Raw genomic sequence first — 19,653 nt, forward strand, 5'->3', positions numbered from 1 at the left:
GGCGCTGGACTAAACAAAGGCCCCCTTTTAGGGGGCTCACACAAAGCCACCTTCTTTAGAAGGTGGTAATTTACTTGTGCAGTTTTGGTGTCGCTAACGCAGTAAAAAATGGAATGATAAATGGAGTACAAAAGCGCGACTTAACGATGCCGTTTGAAGTGAAAGGTGGGCGTTGTGGGTGAATGCCTGTTTTCAGCAGATCTACTGAGAAAAACTTTAGGCAAAGAAAAACCCCGAGGGCTTGCGCCCATCGGGGTTATAGTCTTACTCGCAGCAATCCAGCTACTAAGAGTGCTCCATGCATCTAATCCATGATAGCGTGCTGAATCCGTCAGCTTAATCCTTACGTCGCCTTCCTAGCGGTGTCCTTAGTGACCTTATCCTGGTCTGCTAACTATCCTCGTTAGCTCTCATCACTTGTTCCCTGAGCGGTGTCCCTGACATCATCCTGATGTTCAAATCCTTGCCTCGTCCAGAGGTGTCCATTTCCCGTCCTTAGTAGCAACCATCCTAGTCACTATTGATTCCGTTCAATGTCCAATTTTGCAATCCATGCCCGACTATTCATCCTGAATAACCGTTTCTTCTTCCTGAAGTTCACCAAGTCCGTGGTGTTTCCTGTTCCGTGTCAGCATCCTTCCGACAGGTTTAATATTACGTGTTTAACGATTTCCAACAACGGGCTAATCTCACATTTTTTAACTCTCTTAGCGTTCAAAAAAGATACATGAGTATTAAATTCAATGGCTTATGCGCTTTGCTGTACGGTTTTACCATTAAAAAAGAGAGGTTTGCTCAACCCTTTGTGAGAGATCTCGCACAAGGGGTCGAGCGAAAGACTCTTACTGCCCGATAGCGGCACCTTCACGTCTTGGATCCGCAGCGCCTTCAAGACCGTCTTTTGTTATTCGTATCGCATGCAGACCAGAGTTCAAATCCCGAACATCGGTTTTAAAGCCCATCTTCTCCAGAGCAGGCTGTAAGCCCTCTGCGGCGGTACCTTGCTCAATATCTAAGGTGCCAAAACGGTTCAGCAATCGTGGCTGATTAATCGCGCTTTGGATGTCCATATCCCATTGCGTGTGGGCGATAATGGCTTGTGCGACGTAACCAATAATGCGGCTGCCACCCGGTGAGCCAATTGCCATGTAAGGTTTGTCATCCTTCATCATAATGGTTGGTGCCATGGATGAACGTGGGCGTTTTCCCGGTTCTAAGCGGTTCGCGATTGGCACACCATCTTGATGCGTGCGGAAAGAGAAATCGGTCAGTTCGTTATTGAGCAAGAAGCCGCGTACCATCAAGCGTGAGCCAAAGGCGTTCTCAATGGTTGTTGTCATTGAAACCACATTGCCTTGCTTATCGACGATATTGAAATGGCTGGTGGAAGGCAGCTCGATCGATTGGTCCATGCTTAAGTTCATGGCGTGCGACCAAGGAGGATTACCGGCTTCAGCCTTACTCAAGGCTTTACCGACTTGAATGAGCTCAGCACGTTGCTTGAGATAATCTTTATCAAGTAAGCCTTCGGTTGGCATTGGCACATAATCTTGGTCAGCCATGTATTTACCACGATCCGCGAACGCAAGGCGCGATGCATCGGCGATCACTTGCCATGATTTCGCGCTTTCGGCTCCCCAACCTTTAAGATCGTATTGCTCGGTGATCGCGAGAATCTGTCCAACCGTCAATGCGCCAGAGCTAGGTGGTCCCATGCCGCAGATATCATAGCTTTGATAAGCCGCACAAACCGGCTCACGTTGCTTGATTTGGAACGCATCAAAGTCAGGTTGTGCCAATACGCCAGGATTGCCCGGTGCATTCTGTACTGTCTTGATGATGTCTGTGGCGATATCGCCTTGATAGAAAGCTTTTGCCCCTTGCTCTGCAATTGCCGTCAGAGTTTGCGCGTATTCAGGGTTCTTCAACAACGTGCCTTCGGCTTTTGGTGAGCCATCTGGATTGAAGAAGTAAGCCTTAGTCGCAGGGAAGCGAGATAGGCGCTTGGCATCTTTTTCAATCAGACTCGCGAGGCGAGGACTGACTTCGAAACCTTGCTCAGCCAAGGTAATCACGGGTTGGATTATCTTCTTCCATTCCAACTTGCCGTATTTCTGGTGCGTGTCCCACAGCAGTTTCACTGTACCAGGAGTGGCAACGGAACGCCCACCGACAACCGCATCGTAAAATTGCAGTGGTTGTCCTTTGTCATCTAGGAAGAGTTTCGGCGTTGCGGCGAGCGGTGCGGTTTCGCGTCCATCATACGTAGTCAGTTTTTGTTTCTCACTGTCCCAATACACTAAGAAGGCGCCACCACCAATGCCTGAAGATTGGGGTTCTACTAAGCCCAGCATCAGCTGCACGGCAACCATAGCATCAATAGCATTACCACCTTGTGCAAGAACGTCTGCCCCAGCTTGGGTGGCAAGTGGGTTGGCTGCGGTAACCATATAATCTTTCGCTTTGATCAATTGTTTTTGCTCGAAGCCAGTGCTGTGCTCCGGCGCAACTGCATCTGCTGCTTGGTTAGCAAAGACTGAGGTAGATAAGATTAGTGGGGAAGTAAGAAAAAGACCCGTGGTCACGAGTCGGTTGAACGTCCAATGCATGATGACTCTCCATGTTGCCAGTTTTGTGCTTTGAGCTTGGCAGTTATGGAGAGTCACGTCGAGTCAGCAATCTTAGAAATGTCGATTGTGCTACGCTTTTAAATCAGTACTTTATCCGATAAAAGTATTGATAGTTTGGTATAGAATACTGCCGCCCACTAGAGTAAATACCACGCCGCATAGACCGTCGATGTAGATACCCGCTTGTTGCAATTTACGCTGTAAGCGCTGTGTCGACAGCATCCATGCAAGGCTAGAGAACCAGAATAGCGACAAGCCAAACAGGATGACCAGTGCAATACCTTTGCCAGTAATCGACATACCTGCTGGGACTAAACTCGACATCAAACTGACAAAGAACACCAGGGCTTTTGGGTTAAGAATGTTGGTCGCAAACCCTTTAGCAAACGCTTGACGCTTATTGCTGATCACTAGGTTATTTTGCTTCTTAGGTTGATCCGTCAGTGGGTTTTGGATCATCGAGATCACGGCACGCAATGCGCCAATTCCTAAGTAGAGCAGGTAACTACCACCGAGCAGTTGTACCACGGAATACAGCACTGGGTGTTGGTGGACGACAAAACTCACACCTGTCAGGCTGAACAAAGAGTGCAGCAAGATACCGACGGACAATCCCAACGCAATGTACAAGCCAGTTTGACGACCATGACGCGTCGCATTTTGTACGACCAGCGCAAAGTCCGGACCTGGACTCATTAGGGCAATAAAGTGAATGCTGGCGAGTGTCAGCAATATGGTGGATTCATTCATAACACATCTCAAATTTAACCAATTCGGCTATTGTCGTGGTAAGTCACCTGTGGCGCTTGTAAAAAACTGACAGCTTTCTCGGTAAATGAAATTAACGAGCCACTTGAGAAGGGGAAACGCCGTAGGTCTGTTTAAACGCTTTGCTGAAATGCGCTTGATCGTAGAAACCGATCTGGTGGGCGACGTCGGTACCACATTGACCAGCTTGCAGTAACTTCATGCCTTGTTCGAGGCGCAGGCGTGCGAACCATGCATAAGGCGTCATGCCAGTTTGCGCTTTAAAGTGGCGCTGGAACTGCGTTGGGCTCAGTTGGCACAGCTCTGATAGCGAATCTAAACGCACCGCTTGGTCGAGGTTCGCCATTAGATAATCTTTTAACGTTCCAAGTGATTGATTTCCTAATGGCACCACTTTTTGTCGCTCAAGCGATCCGTAGCGATCAAAAAGCTGGTTAAATCCTTCAAAAGGAAGGCAATCTTTGGTGAGTTGGCTGAGGTTTTCACGACGAAGTAGCCCGTGTAAGTTACTAAGTTGTGAAAATATCTGTGGATCCGAGATGATCAGCTCGTTGAAGTGTATTATTTGACCGTTTTGCTTAAGATCAGCCAGATCGCTCAATAGGAGAGGTTCGATCGCAAACACATTTACTTCGTAGCCACTCTCGAGCTTAGATTGCCCGTCGTGCAGCTCATCCGGCGGCATAATCACAATTTGCCCGTGACCAACTTGGTGGTTGTTACCTTGATATTGGAACTTCTGCGCACCATGCGTGATCAGGCCGAGATGAAAATCCAGATGGTAATGCCTTTGAAAAGCAAATTTCTGGTATTTCGCCTCTATTAGACTCAAGTTGTCATGGTCGGTTGCGTAGTACTGAATATGTTCCATTAAACAAAAAAAAGCTTGGTCACATTATGACCAAGCTTATCTGGCAATTTCTAACTTGTCTTGTAAAAAACGATCACTGTGGCTGAACGATTCGGCGTGAGCGACGGTTATTACGTAATCCATCAAAGCTAAACACGACTAGTGCTCCCCAAATAAAGACGAAAGTGATCGCTTTATCCATGGTAAAGGGTTCGCCATACATCAATACTGCAAGTAAAAACATTAAGCTTGGGCCTATATATTGGAAAAAGCCCAAAGTCGATAATTTGAGTCTTGTTGCTGCACCCGTAAAGCACAGCAGTGGCAGGGTTGTTATAACCCCAGCAGCGATCAACAAACTATTTAACGTAAGTGGATTCGTAAGCATATTTGAGGTTGGTGTATCGGCAATAAAAAGCAAATAAACAGCGGCCACCGGCAGCAGAAGTAATGTCTCGATAAACAAGCCAGTTTTTGCATCGACACTGACTTTCTTTCTTAATAAGCCATAAAAGCCGAAGCTCATTGCTAACGCCATCGCAACAACAGGTACGGAGCCAAATACAATCAGTTGAACGAGTACGCCACAACCTGCCAATACAACCGCGAACCACTGTAATTTGCGCAGTCGCTCTCCCAAAAATACCATGCCGAGCAAGACATTGATTAATGGGTTAATGTAATAACCTAAGCTGGCGTCGAGCATATGATTCGAGTTTACCGCCCAAATGAAAATCAACCAATTGCCGCCAATTAACATGGAACTTGCGATCAGGTAAGCGATTTTCGTTTTGTCTTTCGCGATGTGGTAAGCCGAGCGCCAGTGACGGCCAAAATGGAGGAGTGCAGCAAGCAAAAAGAAAGACCATATCACTCGGTGGCTTAGAATTTCCAAAGGAGATACTTGTGCGATGGACTTAAAGTACATCGGCGCAATGCCCCACATGGTATACGCGCCAATCGCTAGCAAGATGCCTTGCCGCGCGCGTTGTTGTTCGTCTTCTGGTGTCATGAAGTGTCACCTAATTGTGTGTTTTATAGAGCAGAAAATCAGTATACGAGTCGTGATGCGAAACACCTAACAATTTGCGGTTTTATTCACCATGAAACCCCATTACAATGTGCCCTCACTTTGTGTGCCAGTGGTATGCATAAGCACCTCTTTTTTAAGACCCAATCTGAGACTTTTCATGACCTCGACCTTGTTAGCCGAACAATCTGATTCGCCTGTAACGCCTCAACGTGTGTTGGAGGATGTGTTTGGTTACCAAGAGTTCCGTGATGGTCAGCAATTAGTGATTGACGCCGCGATAGAAGGTCGCGACAGCTTAGTTATCCTGCCTACTGGTGGCGGTAAGTCGCTGTGTTATCAAATTCCTGCTTTGGTTCGCTCTGGTATTACTTTGGTGATTTCTCCGCTTATCTCGCTGATGAAAGACCAAGTGGACCAGCTTAAAGCCAACGGTGTAGCGGCTGAATGCATTAACTCGACCATGACTCGTGAAGAACTGCTCAGCGTGTATAACCGCATGCACACTGGTCATCTTAAGTTGGTGTACGTCTCACCAGAACGCGTATTGATGCGTGATTTCATTGAGCGCTTGGAAAACTTGCCGCTATCGATGATTGCTGTCGATGAAGCGCACTGTATTTCCCAGTGGGGACACGACTTCCGTCCAGAGTACGCCGCGCTTGGTCAACTTAAGCAGCAATTTTTCCATGTGCCATTTATGGCGCTGACGGCGACCGCAGATGACGCAACGCGCCGAGATATTCTTGAGCGTCTGCAACTGAATAATCCAGAGGTTTACCTAGGCAGCTTCGACCGTCCCAACATTCGCTACAACTTAGTTGAGAAGCACAAGCCGGTTTCGCAAATCGTTCGTTATCTTGAAACTCAAAAAGGTAATTGCGGCATCATCTATTGTGGTAGCCGTAAGAAAGTTGAGATGGTGACTGAGAAGTTGTGTAACAACCACATTCGTGCAGCTGGTTATCACGCAGGTATGGATGCCGATGAGCGCGCTTACGTTCAAGAAGCTTTCCAACGTGATGACATCCAAATCGTAGTGGCGACCGTGGCATTCGGTATGGGCATCAACAAACCAAACGTGCGCTTTGTGGTTCACTTTGATATCCCGCGCAATATCGAGTCCTACTATCAGGAAACCGGTCGTGCAGGGCGTGATGGTTTGCCTGCGGAAGCGATGATGTTGTATGACCCAGCGGACATCAGTTGGCTGCGTCGTATGTTGGATGAGAAAGACGATGGTCCACAGAAGCAGGTGGAAACCCACAAACTGAATGCGATGAGTGCCTTTGCTGAGGCGCAGACTTGTCGTCGTCAGGTGCTATTGAATTACTTTGGTGAGTATCGTGAGAAGCCATGTGGCAACTGTGATATTTGCTTAGATCCACCGAAACACTTTGATGCCACGGAAGAAGCGCGTAAGGCGTTGTCTTGTGTGTACCGAGTGAATCAGAGCTTTGGTATGGGCTACGTGGTGGAAGTGCTACGTGGCATGCAAAACATTCGTGTACGTGAAAACGGCCACGATAAGATTTCTACCTACGCGATAGGGCGCGACCACAGCCACGATTACTGGGTGAGTATCTTCCGTCAGTTAATCCACAAAGGGCTGCTGTTCCAAAACATCACGCGTAACTCAACGCTGCAACTTACCGAAGAAGCGCGTCCGCTGCTACGTGGCGATGTGACCCTAGAGTTAGCGGTTCCGCGTTTAGACACCGCAGCACGTGCGGCGAAGTCGGACAAACTGACCAGCAAGAACTACGACAAAAAGCTGTTTGCTAAGTTACGTAAGCTGCGTAAGTCGATTGCTGATGAAGATGGTTTGCCACCATACGTGGTCTTCAGTGACGCGACTCTGATTGATATGGCGGAAATTCTGCCAACGTCTTACGGCGAAATGCTTGCAGTCAGCGGTGTTGGTCAGCGCAAACTAGAGAAGTACGCCGATCCATTCCTCGATTTGATTCAAGAACACATTACTCACCACGGATAAGGAACCAAGATGCAAAAGGAATTTGGCTTAGCGGATTACATGGCACAAGAAGGGCGCTTAATCATTACCGCGCCGAGCTTTGACCTTGATAGCTTTCCTGCTTTAGGTGAGCGTTTAGTCGGCTTGCTTTCTGCTACTGTGGTGGAAAAACAGTGGGATGCGGACATTCACTCTTGGTTGATTGACTTTGAAGGTTGCCGACTGTTTATGAAAGCAGAGCATTACAGCGAAGCGATTTGGTTTGAAGCGTTAGCGATTGAAGAGAGCAGGGAAGAGTTGGATTATCTTGCAGGGTTGTTCCAGCGCGGCTTCTAAAAATAGAATTTTTCTAGAGAGGGTGTTTCACATGAAACACCCTTTTTTATGCTTAAACGTTTGCGTCAAACAGACGACTTGCGGCGAAAAGTGGTTAATGTATAATCGCCCACCGCTTCGCTCAGAAAGAGCCAAGCCAGTTTATTTTTCATTTTACATTGTTGGTAAGAGCCACTTTATTCAGTGACTCGATTTGGGTTCCCTCACCCCCAAACCAAACTAAAAAGGTATCGCATGAGTAACTTTACCCCTGCGCAGCAGCGCAACGCCCTTATCTATCTGGTTCTATTCCACCTAGTCATTATTGCATCTAGCAATTACCTAGTTCAGCTACCGTTTACTATCTTCGGTTTCCATACCACTTGGGGTGCATTCACTTTCCCATTTATCTTCTTAGCGACTGACTTAACTGTGCGTATTTTCGGTGCTCAGTTGGCACGTAAGATCATCTTCTTAGTGATGTTGCCTGCTTTGGCAGTGTCTTACTTCTTATCGGTGGTGTTCTTCGAAGGTCAATTCCAAGGTTTTGGCCACCTAGGGGAATTTAACTTATTCGTTGCTCGTATCGCGATTGCTAGCTTCATGGCGTACCTACTTGGTCAGATCATGGATGTGCATGTGTTCAACCGCCTACGCCAAATGAAACAGTGGTGGGTAGCTCCAACGTGTTCAACGCTTTTCGGTAATGCACTTGATACCATCGCTTTCTTCGCCATTGCGTTCTATCAAAGTCCAGATCCATTCATGGCGGAGCATTGGACGGAAATCGCGTTGGTGGATTACGGCTTCAAACTGATTATTAGTCTTGGTTTGTTCGTTCCTATGTACGGCGTATTACTGAATTACCTCATTAAGAAGCTGACTGTGGTGAACCCTGACTTTAAGGTGACGACAAGCGTTCAGTCTTAATATCAGTGGGAACCCCGAAAGCCGCTTGCTCAAATCAAGCGGCTTTTTTGTGCCTGTTTACTTGGGTTTAGAGCGTTTTGTACAACGTGGTGAGTAATTAGATCATAGGTGTCCAAAAGCTCCCTAAGCTGTACGAAGGTAAAAATGAGCAATAAAAAGGTCCCGAGTGAGACCTTTTAATCGAAGATACGGAACGTAGAGGAAGCTCGTTGGTGAAATGGCTAACAGAGCATCTTCTCAATCAAAATGGCTTTTTGCGCATCGAAGGCGCCAAGTTGCAGGCCGTTCTCCCAACTGATGCTTTGATTGAACATCGCCAGCATCAAACCGACACTGCGTTGATTGGCGTCCTGCCAGCAATCAGATTCGCTGTACTCTCCATCATTTATCGCGTTGCCATTAACGAGAATGGGCTCGAAACGCCATTTTTCGCCGACACGGTAGTAGCCTTTACTGGTTAAGGTCTGGTTGGATTGAATCGTTAAAATGTGCTCGATGCCCGGCTCACCGGTTAATTCAAATACAAATCTTAGCTGGTGGTCGCCACATTGCAGCTCAACGATCAGTTGGCCGTTTTCCTCAATCAGTGTTGACTGAGAGTAGTCTCCGAAGCAGTGCAGCAACCAAGAAATAGGGTGACTGGCTGTTTCAAGAAACCACTCTTTGAGTGTGAAGGTGCCCGGTAGGTTAACTTGGGTGATTAGATTGACCACACAAGGTTGGGTTTGCGAGGTGAGCCACTTCTCTATCGTCTTGGCGGTCTCTAGCTGAGCAAAGGCGTAATTAACCAATAGGTTGGAGTTCGGTTGCTGCCAGTGAGTGATGTCGGAATTCAATCCCACCAATGGCTTTTCACAAATCAGCTTGGTTGAACCTAACGTCTTTATGATCTCTGCATGAGTATGCGCAGGTGTCGCGATGGTCACGACATCGAGTTGTTTGAGTGCGCTGATGTTCGTTTCTGCCTTTAGGATTGCTTCCTCACTGCACGCTTGCTGAAGCGGTTCTATTTGGTTGGCGCATAACGTTGTGACCGATACACCATTGTTTCGATAGTGGGGAATGTGCGTGCGTCCCCAGTTGATGCCTATGATGCCAGCTTGTTTGATTTGCTCTGGCTTGTTGAAACGTTCACTCAATGGCGGCAAGGCAATTCGTTCATCTGTTAGACGTTGGTCATGGTGATAATCATTGCTTGGCAGCACTTGCCATGGCTTGTTGTAATGTTGCTTGAGTGCACAAACGAGTTCGTAGAAATTCCACTTATCCTTTAAGTTGCTATCAAGATGGTATAAACCGGCTTCGTTCCGCTCAATAAGCTGCAAAAAGGCGAGTGCAGTATCGTCCATATGAGAAGTCGCGGGATACCAAGCTGTGCTAGCGGTAATAACGCCGTACTCTTCATATTGGCGGTCGAGATGCGCCAACATGTTATTGCCTTCTGCTTGGTGATGGAGCTGCCAACCAATTCGAGCAACCATCGCATCTGGATTTGCTTGCCAGATTGCATCTTCACAACGAACTTTGTATTTGCCGTAATCATCTTGGGTGTTTCTTTCTTCAAAGATGCCATAAGGCCCGTTTTTTGTGGCATCAAATACCATTGCTGTGCTGACAAAGAGGTAAGGAATGTTGCGCTGTTTGCAGTGTTCACCGAGCCATGCTGCCCACTCTTCACTTCCCATCGCCATATGGCACACCGCATTGATGTAGTGTTGCTGCCAAAATTGTTCACTTTGCTCTGGATCATCTGGTGAGATTTGGTGGTGATTCCACTCCAATATGTTCCAGCCGCGTAGGTGAAACTGATGAGCGACTTTTGGGGCGAGGGTGCCAGTTAAGCCAGTCATTAAAACGGTTTTCATGATGGTGCATCTTGGTTGGCTAAATTGTGTTTATCAATAAAGCATGGCTGTTTTTCGATGTAGAGCGGAGAAGCTGAGATTTTTGCTGGGCAGCACGTTTTGTAGGGGAAGTAGAAGCAAAAAAGCCCAAGCGAACGCCTGGGCCTTAGTATTGTAAGGCAGTGATATTCGCTTATTTTGCTACGATATTTAATGGCCAGCCGATGTCTGTCTGACGGTTGGATTCAATTTCCAACTCAGCCGCAGTCAGTGGGTTTTTCTCTAGCCATTGCGCATCAATGTGTAACGTTAGATTGTCGCCTTCAACCGTTAGAGTCACATTTGGCTCTAGATCAGGATTGCGACGATGGCTGAGTAGAACCGCAAGACGCAACAGTCTCAATACTCGTTTGGCACTTGAGCCTGATAATGCATGCTGCTCAGGTAAAGAAGTGAGCTGTTCGCGATAGCGACGAGCCACTTCACCAATAAAGAACTTCTGTGCGCGCGTGTAACCAGGCAGATCCAAATTCTGCAGCAAGTAAGCACTATGCTCTCCGCCTTTTTTGAAATCGATAGTTAAACCAATTTCATGCAGTTTTGCGGCGGTCTCGAGTAATATCTTGCCCTGAGGCTCTGTAATCCACTCATCGCCCCCAGCTTGCTGTAAAAGCGTGTGTGCCAGAGTAGCGACTTGTTCGCCGTATTGGTGATCGAGCTGATAACGATTTTGTACGCTAGCGATAGTGCGGGCACGAATGTCTTCTTGACGAAGCTCTTCAACCATCTCATACACTAAGCCTTCGCGTAGTGCGCCGCCAGCCAGTGTCATAGCATCGATTTCAAGCAACTCAAAAACGGCAATCAAAATAGAGAGGCCACTAGGGAACACTAATGCACGTTCAAGTGTTAAGCCTTCAATATCGAGCTCTTCTAAATGGTCGGCCAACATGGCTTGCTTCTGTAGACGCTTGAGTTTGGAGTGAGTGATTACTTCGTCCATACCTTGCGCCAGCATTATCTCTTGCAATGCCTGAACAGTGCCTGATGCACCAACGCACACATCCCAACCAATTTCAGTATAACGTTCTAAAATCGGCTGGATGGTCTGTTTCGCTCCTTCAATTGCCGCGTCAAAGTTACGAGCATTCAATTGGCGATCTTTAAAGAAGTTTTCAAGCCAAGTCACGCAGCCCATTTTTAAGCTGGTCAGTGCTTTGGCTTCGAAACCTTCACCGATAATCAGTTCGGTACTTGCTCCACCGATATCGACTACAAGGCGACGACCACTACCGCCAGAGGTGTGAGCGACACCTTTATAGATAGTGGCAGCTTCTTCTTCACCAGTAATCACTTCGATAGGCTGGCCTAGAATTTGGTTAGCCTTTTCTAAAAACACATCTACATTGGTCGCGGTACGTAATGTTGCAGTACCGACGATGCGAATGTTTTGTTTAGGAATGTCCTGCAAGCGTTCCGCAAATAGACTTAAGCAGTCCCATCCTCGCTGCATAGCTTCCATACTAAGAGAATTATGTTCATCTAAGCCCGCTGCTAGACGAACTTTGCGCTTAATTTTAGCCATTGTTTGAACGCTGCCATCGATGTGACGCACAACGAGCATGTGAAAACTGTTCGACCCGAGGTCGATGGCGGCATATAGCGGTGATGATCCTGCTTGACTCATAAAACGAACTCAGTTTCCTATTACGATTGTTTTGGGGCCGATTGACGCGGTTGGCGTGGACGACGTCCCTGCGGCTTACGGTTACCAGAACGGGTACCGCCAGTATTCGTGCGGCGCTGTTGGTTGCGTGGTGCACGCATACGAATCGGAGCCGGTAGATCTTGAATCAGTGCCGACGAATCGTACTCTGAAACTGGGATTGTATGCTCAATGTATTCTTCGATTGCTGGTAGGTTAACCGCGTACTCTTCACAAGCAAAACTGATCGAATGACCGCTCGCACCAGCGCGACCAGTACGGCCAATACGGTGAACATAATCTTCACAGTCGTCAGGAAGGTCGTAGTTGAAAACGTGCGTTACCTGAGGAATATGCAGGCCACGCGCTGCAACGTCAGTTGCAACTAAGATGTCGACATCACCTTTGGTGAATTGCTCAAGAATCTTCTCACGCTTCTTCTGCGGTACATCGCCAGTAAGAAGGCCTACACGGTGTCCATCGGCAGCCAAATGACCCCAAACCGATTCACACTTATGCTTGGTATTGGCAAAAATGATAGCGCGATCTGGCCACTCTTCTTCAATTAGTGTTTGAAGCAGCGCCATTTTGTCTTCATTCGAAGGATAGAAAAGCTCTTCCTGGATACGGTGGCCAGTTTTTTGTTCTGGTTCGACAACGACATGCTCAGGAGTATTCATGTGTTCGAATGCCAGTTCTTGAACGCGGTAAGACAGCGTTGCTGAGAACAGCATGTTCAAACGCTCTTTTGGCTCAGGCATACGACGGAACAAGAAGCGAATGTCTTTAATAAAGCCAAGATCGAACATGCGGTCGGCTTCGTCCAGAACAACAGCTTGAATGTTGTTGAGGTTAAATACGCGCTGTTTGTAGAAATCGATGATACGGCCTGTTGTTCCGATCAGAATATCTACGCCGTCTTGCAGTTTCGAAAGTTGCTTGTCGTAGCTTTCACCACCGTAAGCTAGAGCGGTTTTTAGACCTGTGCTTTCAGTTAATGATTCTGCATCATTGTAAATCTGAATAGCGAGCTCACGTGTAGGCGCCATAATAATTGCGCGTGGCTGTGTAGGCTTACGACCTTCATGTTCCGGAGTCGTCAGAAGGTGGTTGAACGTAGCAGTAAGAAACGCGAGCGTTTTACCAGTACCCGTTTGGGCCTGGCCTGCGATGTCTTGGCCGGTGAGCAGGACCGGCAACGCCAAGGCTTGGATAGGGGTACAAAATTCGAACCCTTTTTTGTCCAATCCTTCAATAACTTGGGGCTTTAAGCCCAAATCGGCGAACTTTTGCTCTGTGATATGCGTCTTTTTCATGGCTATAGAATATCAGCTAAAGCTTGCAATACGAAAGTAAATACATTCCAATAGGGCATCTAATTACTGGTTATCATCCAACCAGTTTCGAAAAACACATTGGAGTGGAAGATGAGTGATAAGATTTTGCAGCTAACTGATGACGGTTTTGAAAACGATGTAATCAACGCTGCAGGCCCGGTTCTAGTGGATTTTTGGGCAGAATGGTGTGGTCCTTGTAAAATGATCGCTCCTATTTTGGACGAAATCGCAGACGAGTACGAAGGCAAACTCACTATCGGTAAACTAAACATCGACCATAACGCAGGTACACCACCTAAGTTTGGTATTCGCGGCATTCCAACGCTATTACTATTTAAAGATGGTAACGTAGCGGCAACGAAAGTAGGTGCTCTGTCTAAAACTCAACTAAAAGAGTTCCTAGACGCAAACTTATAATCACCAAGTGATTACAGATAAAACCGTGCAAAGTTACAATGCACGGTTTTGTTTTTCTAACTCTGGACTAGAATACTAATTAGTGCTAACTTATCGCGCGTTAATTGAACAAATTTCTCTTCTTGGTCGATCCTGAGACCAAATCCATCTTAACTAGAAAACAGATCTTATTTTGACTAAACAAGAATCCACCACCATGAACCTTACCGAACTGAAGAACAGACCTGTGTCTGACCTTGTAAAACTGGGCGAAAGCTTAGGATTAGAGAACCTAGCTCGCTTAAGAAAACAAGACATCATCTTCGCGATTTTAAAAGCGCACGCGAAAGGCGGCGAAGACATCTTTGGCGATGGGGTTCTGGAAATTCTGCAAGACGGCTTTGGTTTCCTACGCAGTGCAGATAGTTCATACCTTGCGGGTCCGGACGATATCTACGTATCACCAAGTCAGATTCGTCGCTTTAACCTACGTACTGGTGACTCTATCGCTGGTAAAATTCGTCCACCAAAAGACGGTGAACGTTACTTTGCCCTTCTAAAAGTCAATACCGTTAACGACGATAAACCAGACAACGCCCGTAACAAGATCCTATTTGAAAACCTTACCCCTCTACATGCGAATGAGCGCATGGTTATGGAGCGTGGTAACGGTTCAACAGAAGACATTACAGCACGTGTTTTAGACTTGGCATCGCCAATCGGTAAAGGTCAACGTGGTCTGATTGTTGCTCCGCCTAAAGCGGGTAAAACAATGCTTCTGCAAAACATCGCGCAAAGCATCGCGTACAACCACCCAGAGTGTGAGTTGATGGTTCTTCTTATCGACGAACGTCCAGAAGAAGTAACTGAGATGCAGCGCCTAGTTAAAGGTGAAGTGGTTGCGTCGACTTTCGATGAGCCAGCATCTCGTCACGTACAAGTAGCGGAAATGGTAATCGAGAAAGCAAAACGTCTTGTTGAACATAAGAAAGACGTGGTTATCTTGCTTGACTCTATCACTCGTCTAGCACGTGCTTACAACACCGTAGTGCCTTCATCAGGTAAAGTACTAACAGGTGGTGTGGATGCAAACGCATTACATCGTCCTAAGCGTTTCTTCGGTGCTGCACGTAACGTAGAAGAAGGCGGCAGCCTAACTATCATCGCAACGGCACTAGTAGATACTGGTTCTAAAATGGATGAAGTTATCTACGAAGAGTTCAAGGGTACAGGTAACATGGAACTGCACTTGAACCGTAAGATTGCTGAGAAGCGTGTATTCCCTGCGATTGACTTCAACCGCTCAGGTACACGTCGTGAAGAGCTACTGACGAAGACTGACGAACTACAGAAGATGTGGATTCTGCGTAAGATCGTTCACCCAATGGGCGAAATCGACGCAATGGAGTTCCTAATCGATAAGCTAGCGATGACTAAGACCAACGATGAGTTCTTCGATGCGATGCGTCGTCAATAATCTCAGATAAGTTATTCTGCGAAAAGCCACCGTATATCGGTGGCTTTTTTATTGCTTTCTCCCGATAGAAGTATCAGAATGAAGGAAATGTTATCGGGAGGTTAACATGCAACAAGGAATGTTGTCGTCATTACTCCTGAGCTTGTCACTTATCACTCTACCTGCGACATTATCTGCCAAGGAAATGCATGAGTCTGTAGTAGAACAGTGGCTTCAGGATACTCAAATACAGACTAAAGTCTCTGAACTGCTTGATTACGCTGTCAGAGATGAAGTCGACTCGCTTAAATTTGCCCTTGATCGACTTGCTTTGCCTCAACAAGAGGTGGTGCGCTTTCAATTATTGGAAAAGCTTGAAAAGCAAGATGTGATTCTCACGCCTCGAATGGCTCTGTTTGTTGAGTCCCAGATCCGTATGACCCCGACTTATCAAGTGTTAGAGCGAGGTGATGGGTATGAATTTAGTGTACCCGCTTTTAACTTTCCCGTTATTGCGAGTCGCTTGATTAAGCGTTGGAAACAAGACCAAAGTACCTTGGACTTTGTCTTACAAGCTGAACGAAGAGAGCTTAACTTAAAGCAATGGCTTACAGGGCCATCTCAACAAGCTCAAGCGCGTGAAGCGCTTTTGATTCGAGAGTTAGACAGTTTATCACCCAACGCGCTTGCTGCATTAGCGGCCCAGTTAACCAAAGCAAATGTGACCAGTTGGTTACCCTCGACGGCCGTGATAGTCAGGTTGGCACAAGTTAGTCAGGATGAGGAAGTGTACAACTTACTCTGGCGGATGAAAGCCGATTACAACAGCCAGTCCGAACTTGAGCGTTTAGCTGCGGTTGGAGACGTTTTTTCCATTCAGCAATTGATGAATGCCACAGTTAACCCATCACTCAAGCCAGAAGCTATTAGTCTACTTACAAAATCTAACCCTCTATCTCCGCAAGTAAAGCAGTTTTTAGTTAGAAAAATGGCGTTATCAGAAGAAGCAACCATGGTTGCTCGAGAGCTTGCTCAACAAGGGCATCAAACCTGGTTGGAAGAGTTAGTATCTTCGAACCATCAGATAAAGACTCGGCAGATTGAACAAGTATTAAAGTAATCTTGCTCACATACCCACACAAAATAGGAGGATCTTAGCGTCCTCCTATTTGTTATACTGCGGACAGTTTAATCAGCCAGCATGAAGGCCTATGAGTTTTAAGGATTTACGCGAATTTATCGACCACCTAGAACAGAAAGGTCGACTTAAACGCATCACTCACCCTGTCGATCCCGCTTATGAAATGACAGAAATCAGCGACCGCACCTTGCGTGCTGGTGGACCTGCGCTGTTGTTTGAGAACCCAATCGGCTACGACGTACCTGTTTTGACTAACCTGTTTGGTACACCAGAGCGTGTCGCAATCGGTATGGGACGTGAAGATGTTAAAGAATTAAGAGAAGTCGGTAAGCTGCTGGCTTATTTAAAAGAACCTGAGCCACCAAAAGGCTTCAAAGATGCTTTAGAAAAACTGCCTGTGTTCAAACAAGTATTGAACATGCCGGCTAAGCGTTTACGTAAAGCACCATGCCAAGACATTGTTTGGCAAGGTGATGAAGTCGACTTGGATAAAATTCCGGTAATGAGCTGCTGGGCAGAAGATGTAGCGCCGCTGCTTACTTGGGGCTTAACCGTAACCAAAGGTCCAAATAAGAAACGTCAGAACCTAGGCATTTACCGTCAGCAGAAAATTGCCAAGAACAAAATCATCATGCGTTGGTTAGCCCATCGTGGTGGTGCGCTTGATCTGCGCGATTGGATGGAAACCTACCCAGGTAAACCTTTCCCAGTTTCGGTCGCGTTTGGTGCAGACCCAGCAACCATTCTTGGCGCAGTAACACCAGTGCCAGATACGCTATCGGAATACGCATTTGCAGGTTTGCTACGTGGAAGCAAAACGGAAGTCGTGAAGTCAGTCAGCAACGATTTGGAAGTGCCAGCGAGCGCGGAAATCGTGATGGAAGGTTATATCGACCCGAACGAGTTTGCTGATGAAGGTCCTTACGGTGACCATACTGGCTACTATAACGAAAAAGAAAAGCACCACGTATTTACTATTACGCACATTACTATGCGTAAAGACCCTATTTATCACAGCACCTACACAGGTCGTCCGCCAGATGAACCAGCTGTATTGGGTGTGGCATTAAACGAAGTGTTTGTGCCTATTCTGCAAAAGCAATTCCCAGAGATTGAAGACTTCTATCTTCCGCCAGAAGGTTGTTCGTACCGAATGGCCATCGTCACCATGAAGAAGCAGTACCCAGGACATGCCAAGCGCGTAATGATGGGCGTGTGGTCTTTCTTACGTCAATTCATGTATACCAAGTTTGTTATTGTGTGCGATGAATCGGTAAACGCACGAGATTGGAATGATGTCGTTAAAGCCATGTCAGAACATATGGACGCTGTACGTGATACCTTGATGATAGATAACACGCCAATCGACTCGCTCGACTTTGCTTCACCAGTGGTTGGGCTTGGCTCCAAAATGGGCTTGGATGCAACCATTAAATGGGATGCCGAGCTGGCGACGCGAACCGAGGTCACTGAGCGAGACAGCAAAGCGATTACCGAAGCAGAACTGAATGAGTTGAAACAGCAACGCCCTGAGATTGTTGACGTCTATCTACCGGCTACAGCAAACAACCAATTTGCAGTCGTGACAATGAAGAAAGACCAAGCCGGTCAATCCCAAGAATTGATGGAACATCTATGGGGCTTCTTTGCTCAGTACACGGATAACAAATTCATCATTTTGTGCGACGATGACGTTAATGCACGAGATTGGAATGACATCATTTGGGCGGTGACAACTCGAATGGACCCAGATAGAGACACGATTCAAGTGCTTGGTAAGACTGAGAGTTCATCCAAATTAGGACTGGATGCGACCAACAAGTTCGAATCTGAAGTCACGCGCGAGTGGGGTACGCCTATCAAAAAAGATCCTAAACTTGTGGCTAAAGTCGATGAGATTTGGGACCAGTTAGGTATTCTATGAGTCATCAAGTCCACCTTCTACCAATGGACGTTGCATTCCAAGTAAAAGAAGGGGAGACGGTGTTAGAAGCTGCGCTCAACAACAATATTCGCTTCCCACACCGTTGCCAAGTTGGCGCTTGCGCCATGTGCATGTGTAAAAAGCTAACGGGCGAGGTGAGCTATCACCTCGAACCTATGCTAACCGAAAAAGAGCAACAGCAAGGTTGGATATTCCCTTGCCAAGCCTATACAGAAAGTAATTTAGTGCTTACTTTTGACGAGTAAGCGAGAGGAACACCATGACCATCCAATGTAAAGTAAAGTCTATTCAGCCGTTAGCTTGTAATACTTACCAAATCCTTCTTCATCCAGAATCACCAGTGCCTTTTAAAGCGGGTCAGTACCTAATGGTGGTGATGGGTGAAAAAGACAAACGTCCTTTCTCTATCGCAAGCAGTCCTTGTCGTCATGAAGGTGAACTTGAACTGCACATCGGTGCGGCGGAACACAACGCTTATGCACAAGAAGTTGTCGAAGCAATGCAAGCGGCGCTTGAAACTGATGGTCAGATTGAAATTGATGCGCCACATGGCGATGCTTGGGTTCAAGAAGATAGTGAACGCCCGCTGTTATTGATCGCTGGTGGTACAGGTTTTAGTTACGTACGTTCGATTCTGGATCATTGCGTAGCGCAGAATAAAACCAATCCTATCTATTTATATTGGGGGGCGCGCGATAACTGCCAGCTTTATGCTAAAGACGAACTGGTCGAGATTGCCGACAAGTTTGCCAATGTTCATTTTGTGCCAGTAGTAGAAGAAGCTCCTGCAGACTGGCAAGGTAAAGTTGGTAACGTGCTACAAGCTGTAGCTGAAGATTTCGAAAGCTTAGAAAACTACGATATCTATATTGCAGGTCGTTTTGAAATGGCTGGCGCAGCACGTGAACAGTTCACTCAGAACAAGAAAGCGAAGAGCGAACGTATGTTCGCAGACGCGTACGCATTCATTTAAATACGGCTTTTAAGGCAGAAAAAGAGGGTTTTTTACCCTCTTTTTTGCTTTTTTGATGAAATAGTCATCGAACAGTCATTTTTTTCCATTTTTTTTCAAAAAAGGGTTGCGAACGGATCTGAGTTCCCTATAATGCGCATCCACCGACACGGCAGACGCGATAAGGCTTCAGCAGGGTCGGAGAGGTGAAAGCTTCTACGAAAAATAAATTGAAAAAGTGTTTGACACTGTCAATTAAATCGCTAGAATGCACCTCCGCTTTGAGAGAAAAACTTCTCGTAAAGCAAGCTCTTTAACAATATAGACCTATCAATCTGTGTGGGCACTCGTTGATGATAATCCAATTCGATACCTCGGT

16 protein-coding genes are annotated in these 19,653 nt (G+C 46.6%); 9 read left to right on the forward strand and 7 right to left on the reverse strand.

The window, feature by feature from the left end; genetic code table 11:
- Positions 1-842 precede the first annotated feature (842 nt).
- The 4 genes from ggt to rarD all read right to left on the reverse strand — a co-directional run bounded on the left by ggt (position 843) and on the right by rarD (position 5,260).
- A complete protein-coding gene (ggt, locus tag R8O70_RS23750; protein WP_213877939.1) occupies positions 843-2,609 on the reverse strand; it encodes a gamma-glutamyltransferase in 1,767 nt (588 codons plus the stop codon).
- A gap of 111 nt (positions 2,610-2,720) precedes the next feature.
- On the reverse strand, positions 2,721-3,380 hold the full coding sequence (locus R8O70_RS23755; RefSeq protein ID WP_005378776.1) for a LysE family translocator: 660 nt from the start codon (positions 3,378-3,380) through the stop codon (positions 2,721-2,723).
- Positions 3,381-3,471: 91 nt separating this feature from the next.
- Complete coding sequence (locus tag R8O70_RS23760; RefSeq protein ID WP_130545184.1) at positions 3,472-4,269, reverse strand: AraC family transcriptional regulator; 798 nt, start codon at positions 4,267-4,269, stop codon at positions 3,472-3,474.
- Positions 4,270-4,342: 73 nt separating this feature from the next.
- Complete coding sequence (gene rarD, locus R8O70_RS23765) at positions 4,343-5,260, reverse strand: EamA family transporter RarD (protein WP_005378774.1); 918 nt, start codon at positions 5,258-5,260, stop codon at positions 4,343-4,345.
- Between the two features lie 178 nt (positions 5,261-5,438).
- On the opposite strand from rarD, the gene recQ reads away from it, so the two are divergent.
- The 3 genes from recQ (at position 5,439) to R8O70_RS23780 (ending at position 8,498) form a co-directional block, all read left to right on the forward strand.
- On the forward strand, positions 5,439-7,274 hold the full coding sequence (gene recQ / locus R8O70_RS23770) for an ATP-dependent DNA helicase RecQ (RefSeq protein WP_053306514.1): 1,836 nt from the start codon (positions 5,439-5,441) through the stop codon (positions 7,272-7,274).
- Positions 7,275-7,283: 9 nt separating this feature from the next.
- Entirely contained in the window at positions 7,284-7,589 is a 306-nt protein-coding gene (locus tag R8O70_RS23775; RefSeq protein ID WP_005378772.1) for a DUF3630 family protein, read from the forward strand.
- Between the two features lie 234 nt (positions 7,590-7,823).
- Complete coding sequence (locus R8O70_RS23780) at positions 7,824-8,498, forward strand: 7-cyano-7-deazaguanine/7-aminomethyl-7-deazaguanine transporter (protein WP_085570146.1); 675 nt, start codon at positions 7,824-7,826, stop codon at positions 8,496-8,498.
- A gap of 221 nt (positions 8,499-8,719) precedes the next feature.
- Here the strand turns inward: R8O70_RS23780 and R8O70_RS23785 are convergent, their stop codons facing one another.
- From R8O70_RS23785 to rhlB, 3 genes are all read right to left on the reverse strand, one after another.
- Complete coding sequence (locus R8O70_RS23785; protein WP_318184390.1) at positions 8,720-10,363, reverse strand: sugar nucleotide-binding protein; 1,644 nt, start codon at positions 10,361-10,363, stop codon at positions 8,720-8,722.
- 172 nt (positions 10,364-10,535) lie between these two features.
- Positions 10,536-12,029, reverse strand: a complete 1,494-nt coding sequence (gppA, locus tag R8O70_RS23790; protein ID WP_005382885.1) for a guanosine-5'-triphosphate,3'-diphosphate diphosphatase — start codon at positions 12,027-12,029, stop codon at positions 10,536-10,538.
- A gap of 20 nt (positions 12,030-12,049) precedes the next feature.
- Entirely contained in the window at positions 12,050-13,363 is a 1,314-nt protein-coding gene (rhlB, locus tag R8O70_RS23795; protein WP_065274956.1) for an ATP-dependent RNA helicase RhlB, read from the reverse strand.
- 111 nt (positions 13,364-13,474) lie between these two features.
- On the opposite strand from rhlB, the gene trxA reads away from it, so the two are divergent.
- From trxA to fre, 6 genes are all read left to right on the forward strand, one after another.
- Entirely contained in the window at positions 13,475-13,801 is a 327-nt protein-coding gene (gene trxA, locus R8O70_RS23800) for a thioredoxin TrxA (RefSeq protein ID WP_004745500.1), read from the forward strand.
- Positions 13,802-13,997: 196 nt separating this feature from the next.
- The gene (gene rho / locus R8O70_RS23805) at positions 13,998-15,257 is read left to right on the forward strand and encodes a transcription termination factor Rho (RefSeq protein WP_005378757.1); all 1,260 of its coding nucleotides are present in this window, start codon (positions 13,998-14,000) and stop codon (positions 15,255-15,257) included.
- Between the two features lie 106 nt (positions 15,258-15,363).
- A complete protein-coding gene (locus R8O70_RS23810; protein ID WP_136976338.1) occupies positions 15,364-16,356 on the forward strand; it encodes a hypothetical protein in 993 nt (330 codons plus the stop codon).
- 91 nt (positions 16,357-16,447) lie between these two features.
- Complete coding sequence (ubiD, locus tag R8O70_RS23815; RefSeq protein ID WP_318184391.1) at positions 16,448-18,301, forward strand: 4-hydroxy-3-polyprenylbenzoate decarboxylase; 1,854 nt, start codon at positions 16,448-16,450, stop codon at positions 18,299-18,301.
- Positions 18,298-18,567: a 2Fe-2S iron-sulfur cluster-binding protein gene (locus R8O70_RS23820; RefSeq protein WP_206954917.1), complete on the forward strand. Its 270-nt coding sequence runs from the start codon at positions 18,298-18,300 to the stop codon at positions 18,565-18,567. The genes ubiD and R8O70_RS23820 overlap by 4 nt, the downstream gene beginning before the upstream one ends.
- A 14-nt stretch (positions 18,568-18,581) precedes the next feature.
- Positions 18,582-19,295, forward strand: coding sequence for an NAD(P)H-flavin reductase (fre, locus tag R8O70_RS23825; protein ID WP_033907312.1), 714 nt, complete (start codon positions 18,582-18,584; stop codon positions 19,293-19,295).
- The last annotated feature ends 358 nt before the right edge of the window (positions 19,296-19,653 follow it).

This window comes from Vibrio sp. 779(2023) (genome assembly GCF_033344285.1).
Lineage (GTDB): Bacteria > Pseudomonadota > Gammaproteobacteria > Enterobacterales > Vibrionaceae > Vibrio > Vibrio alginolyticus.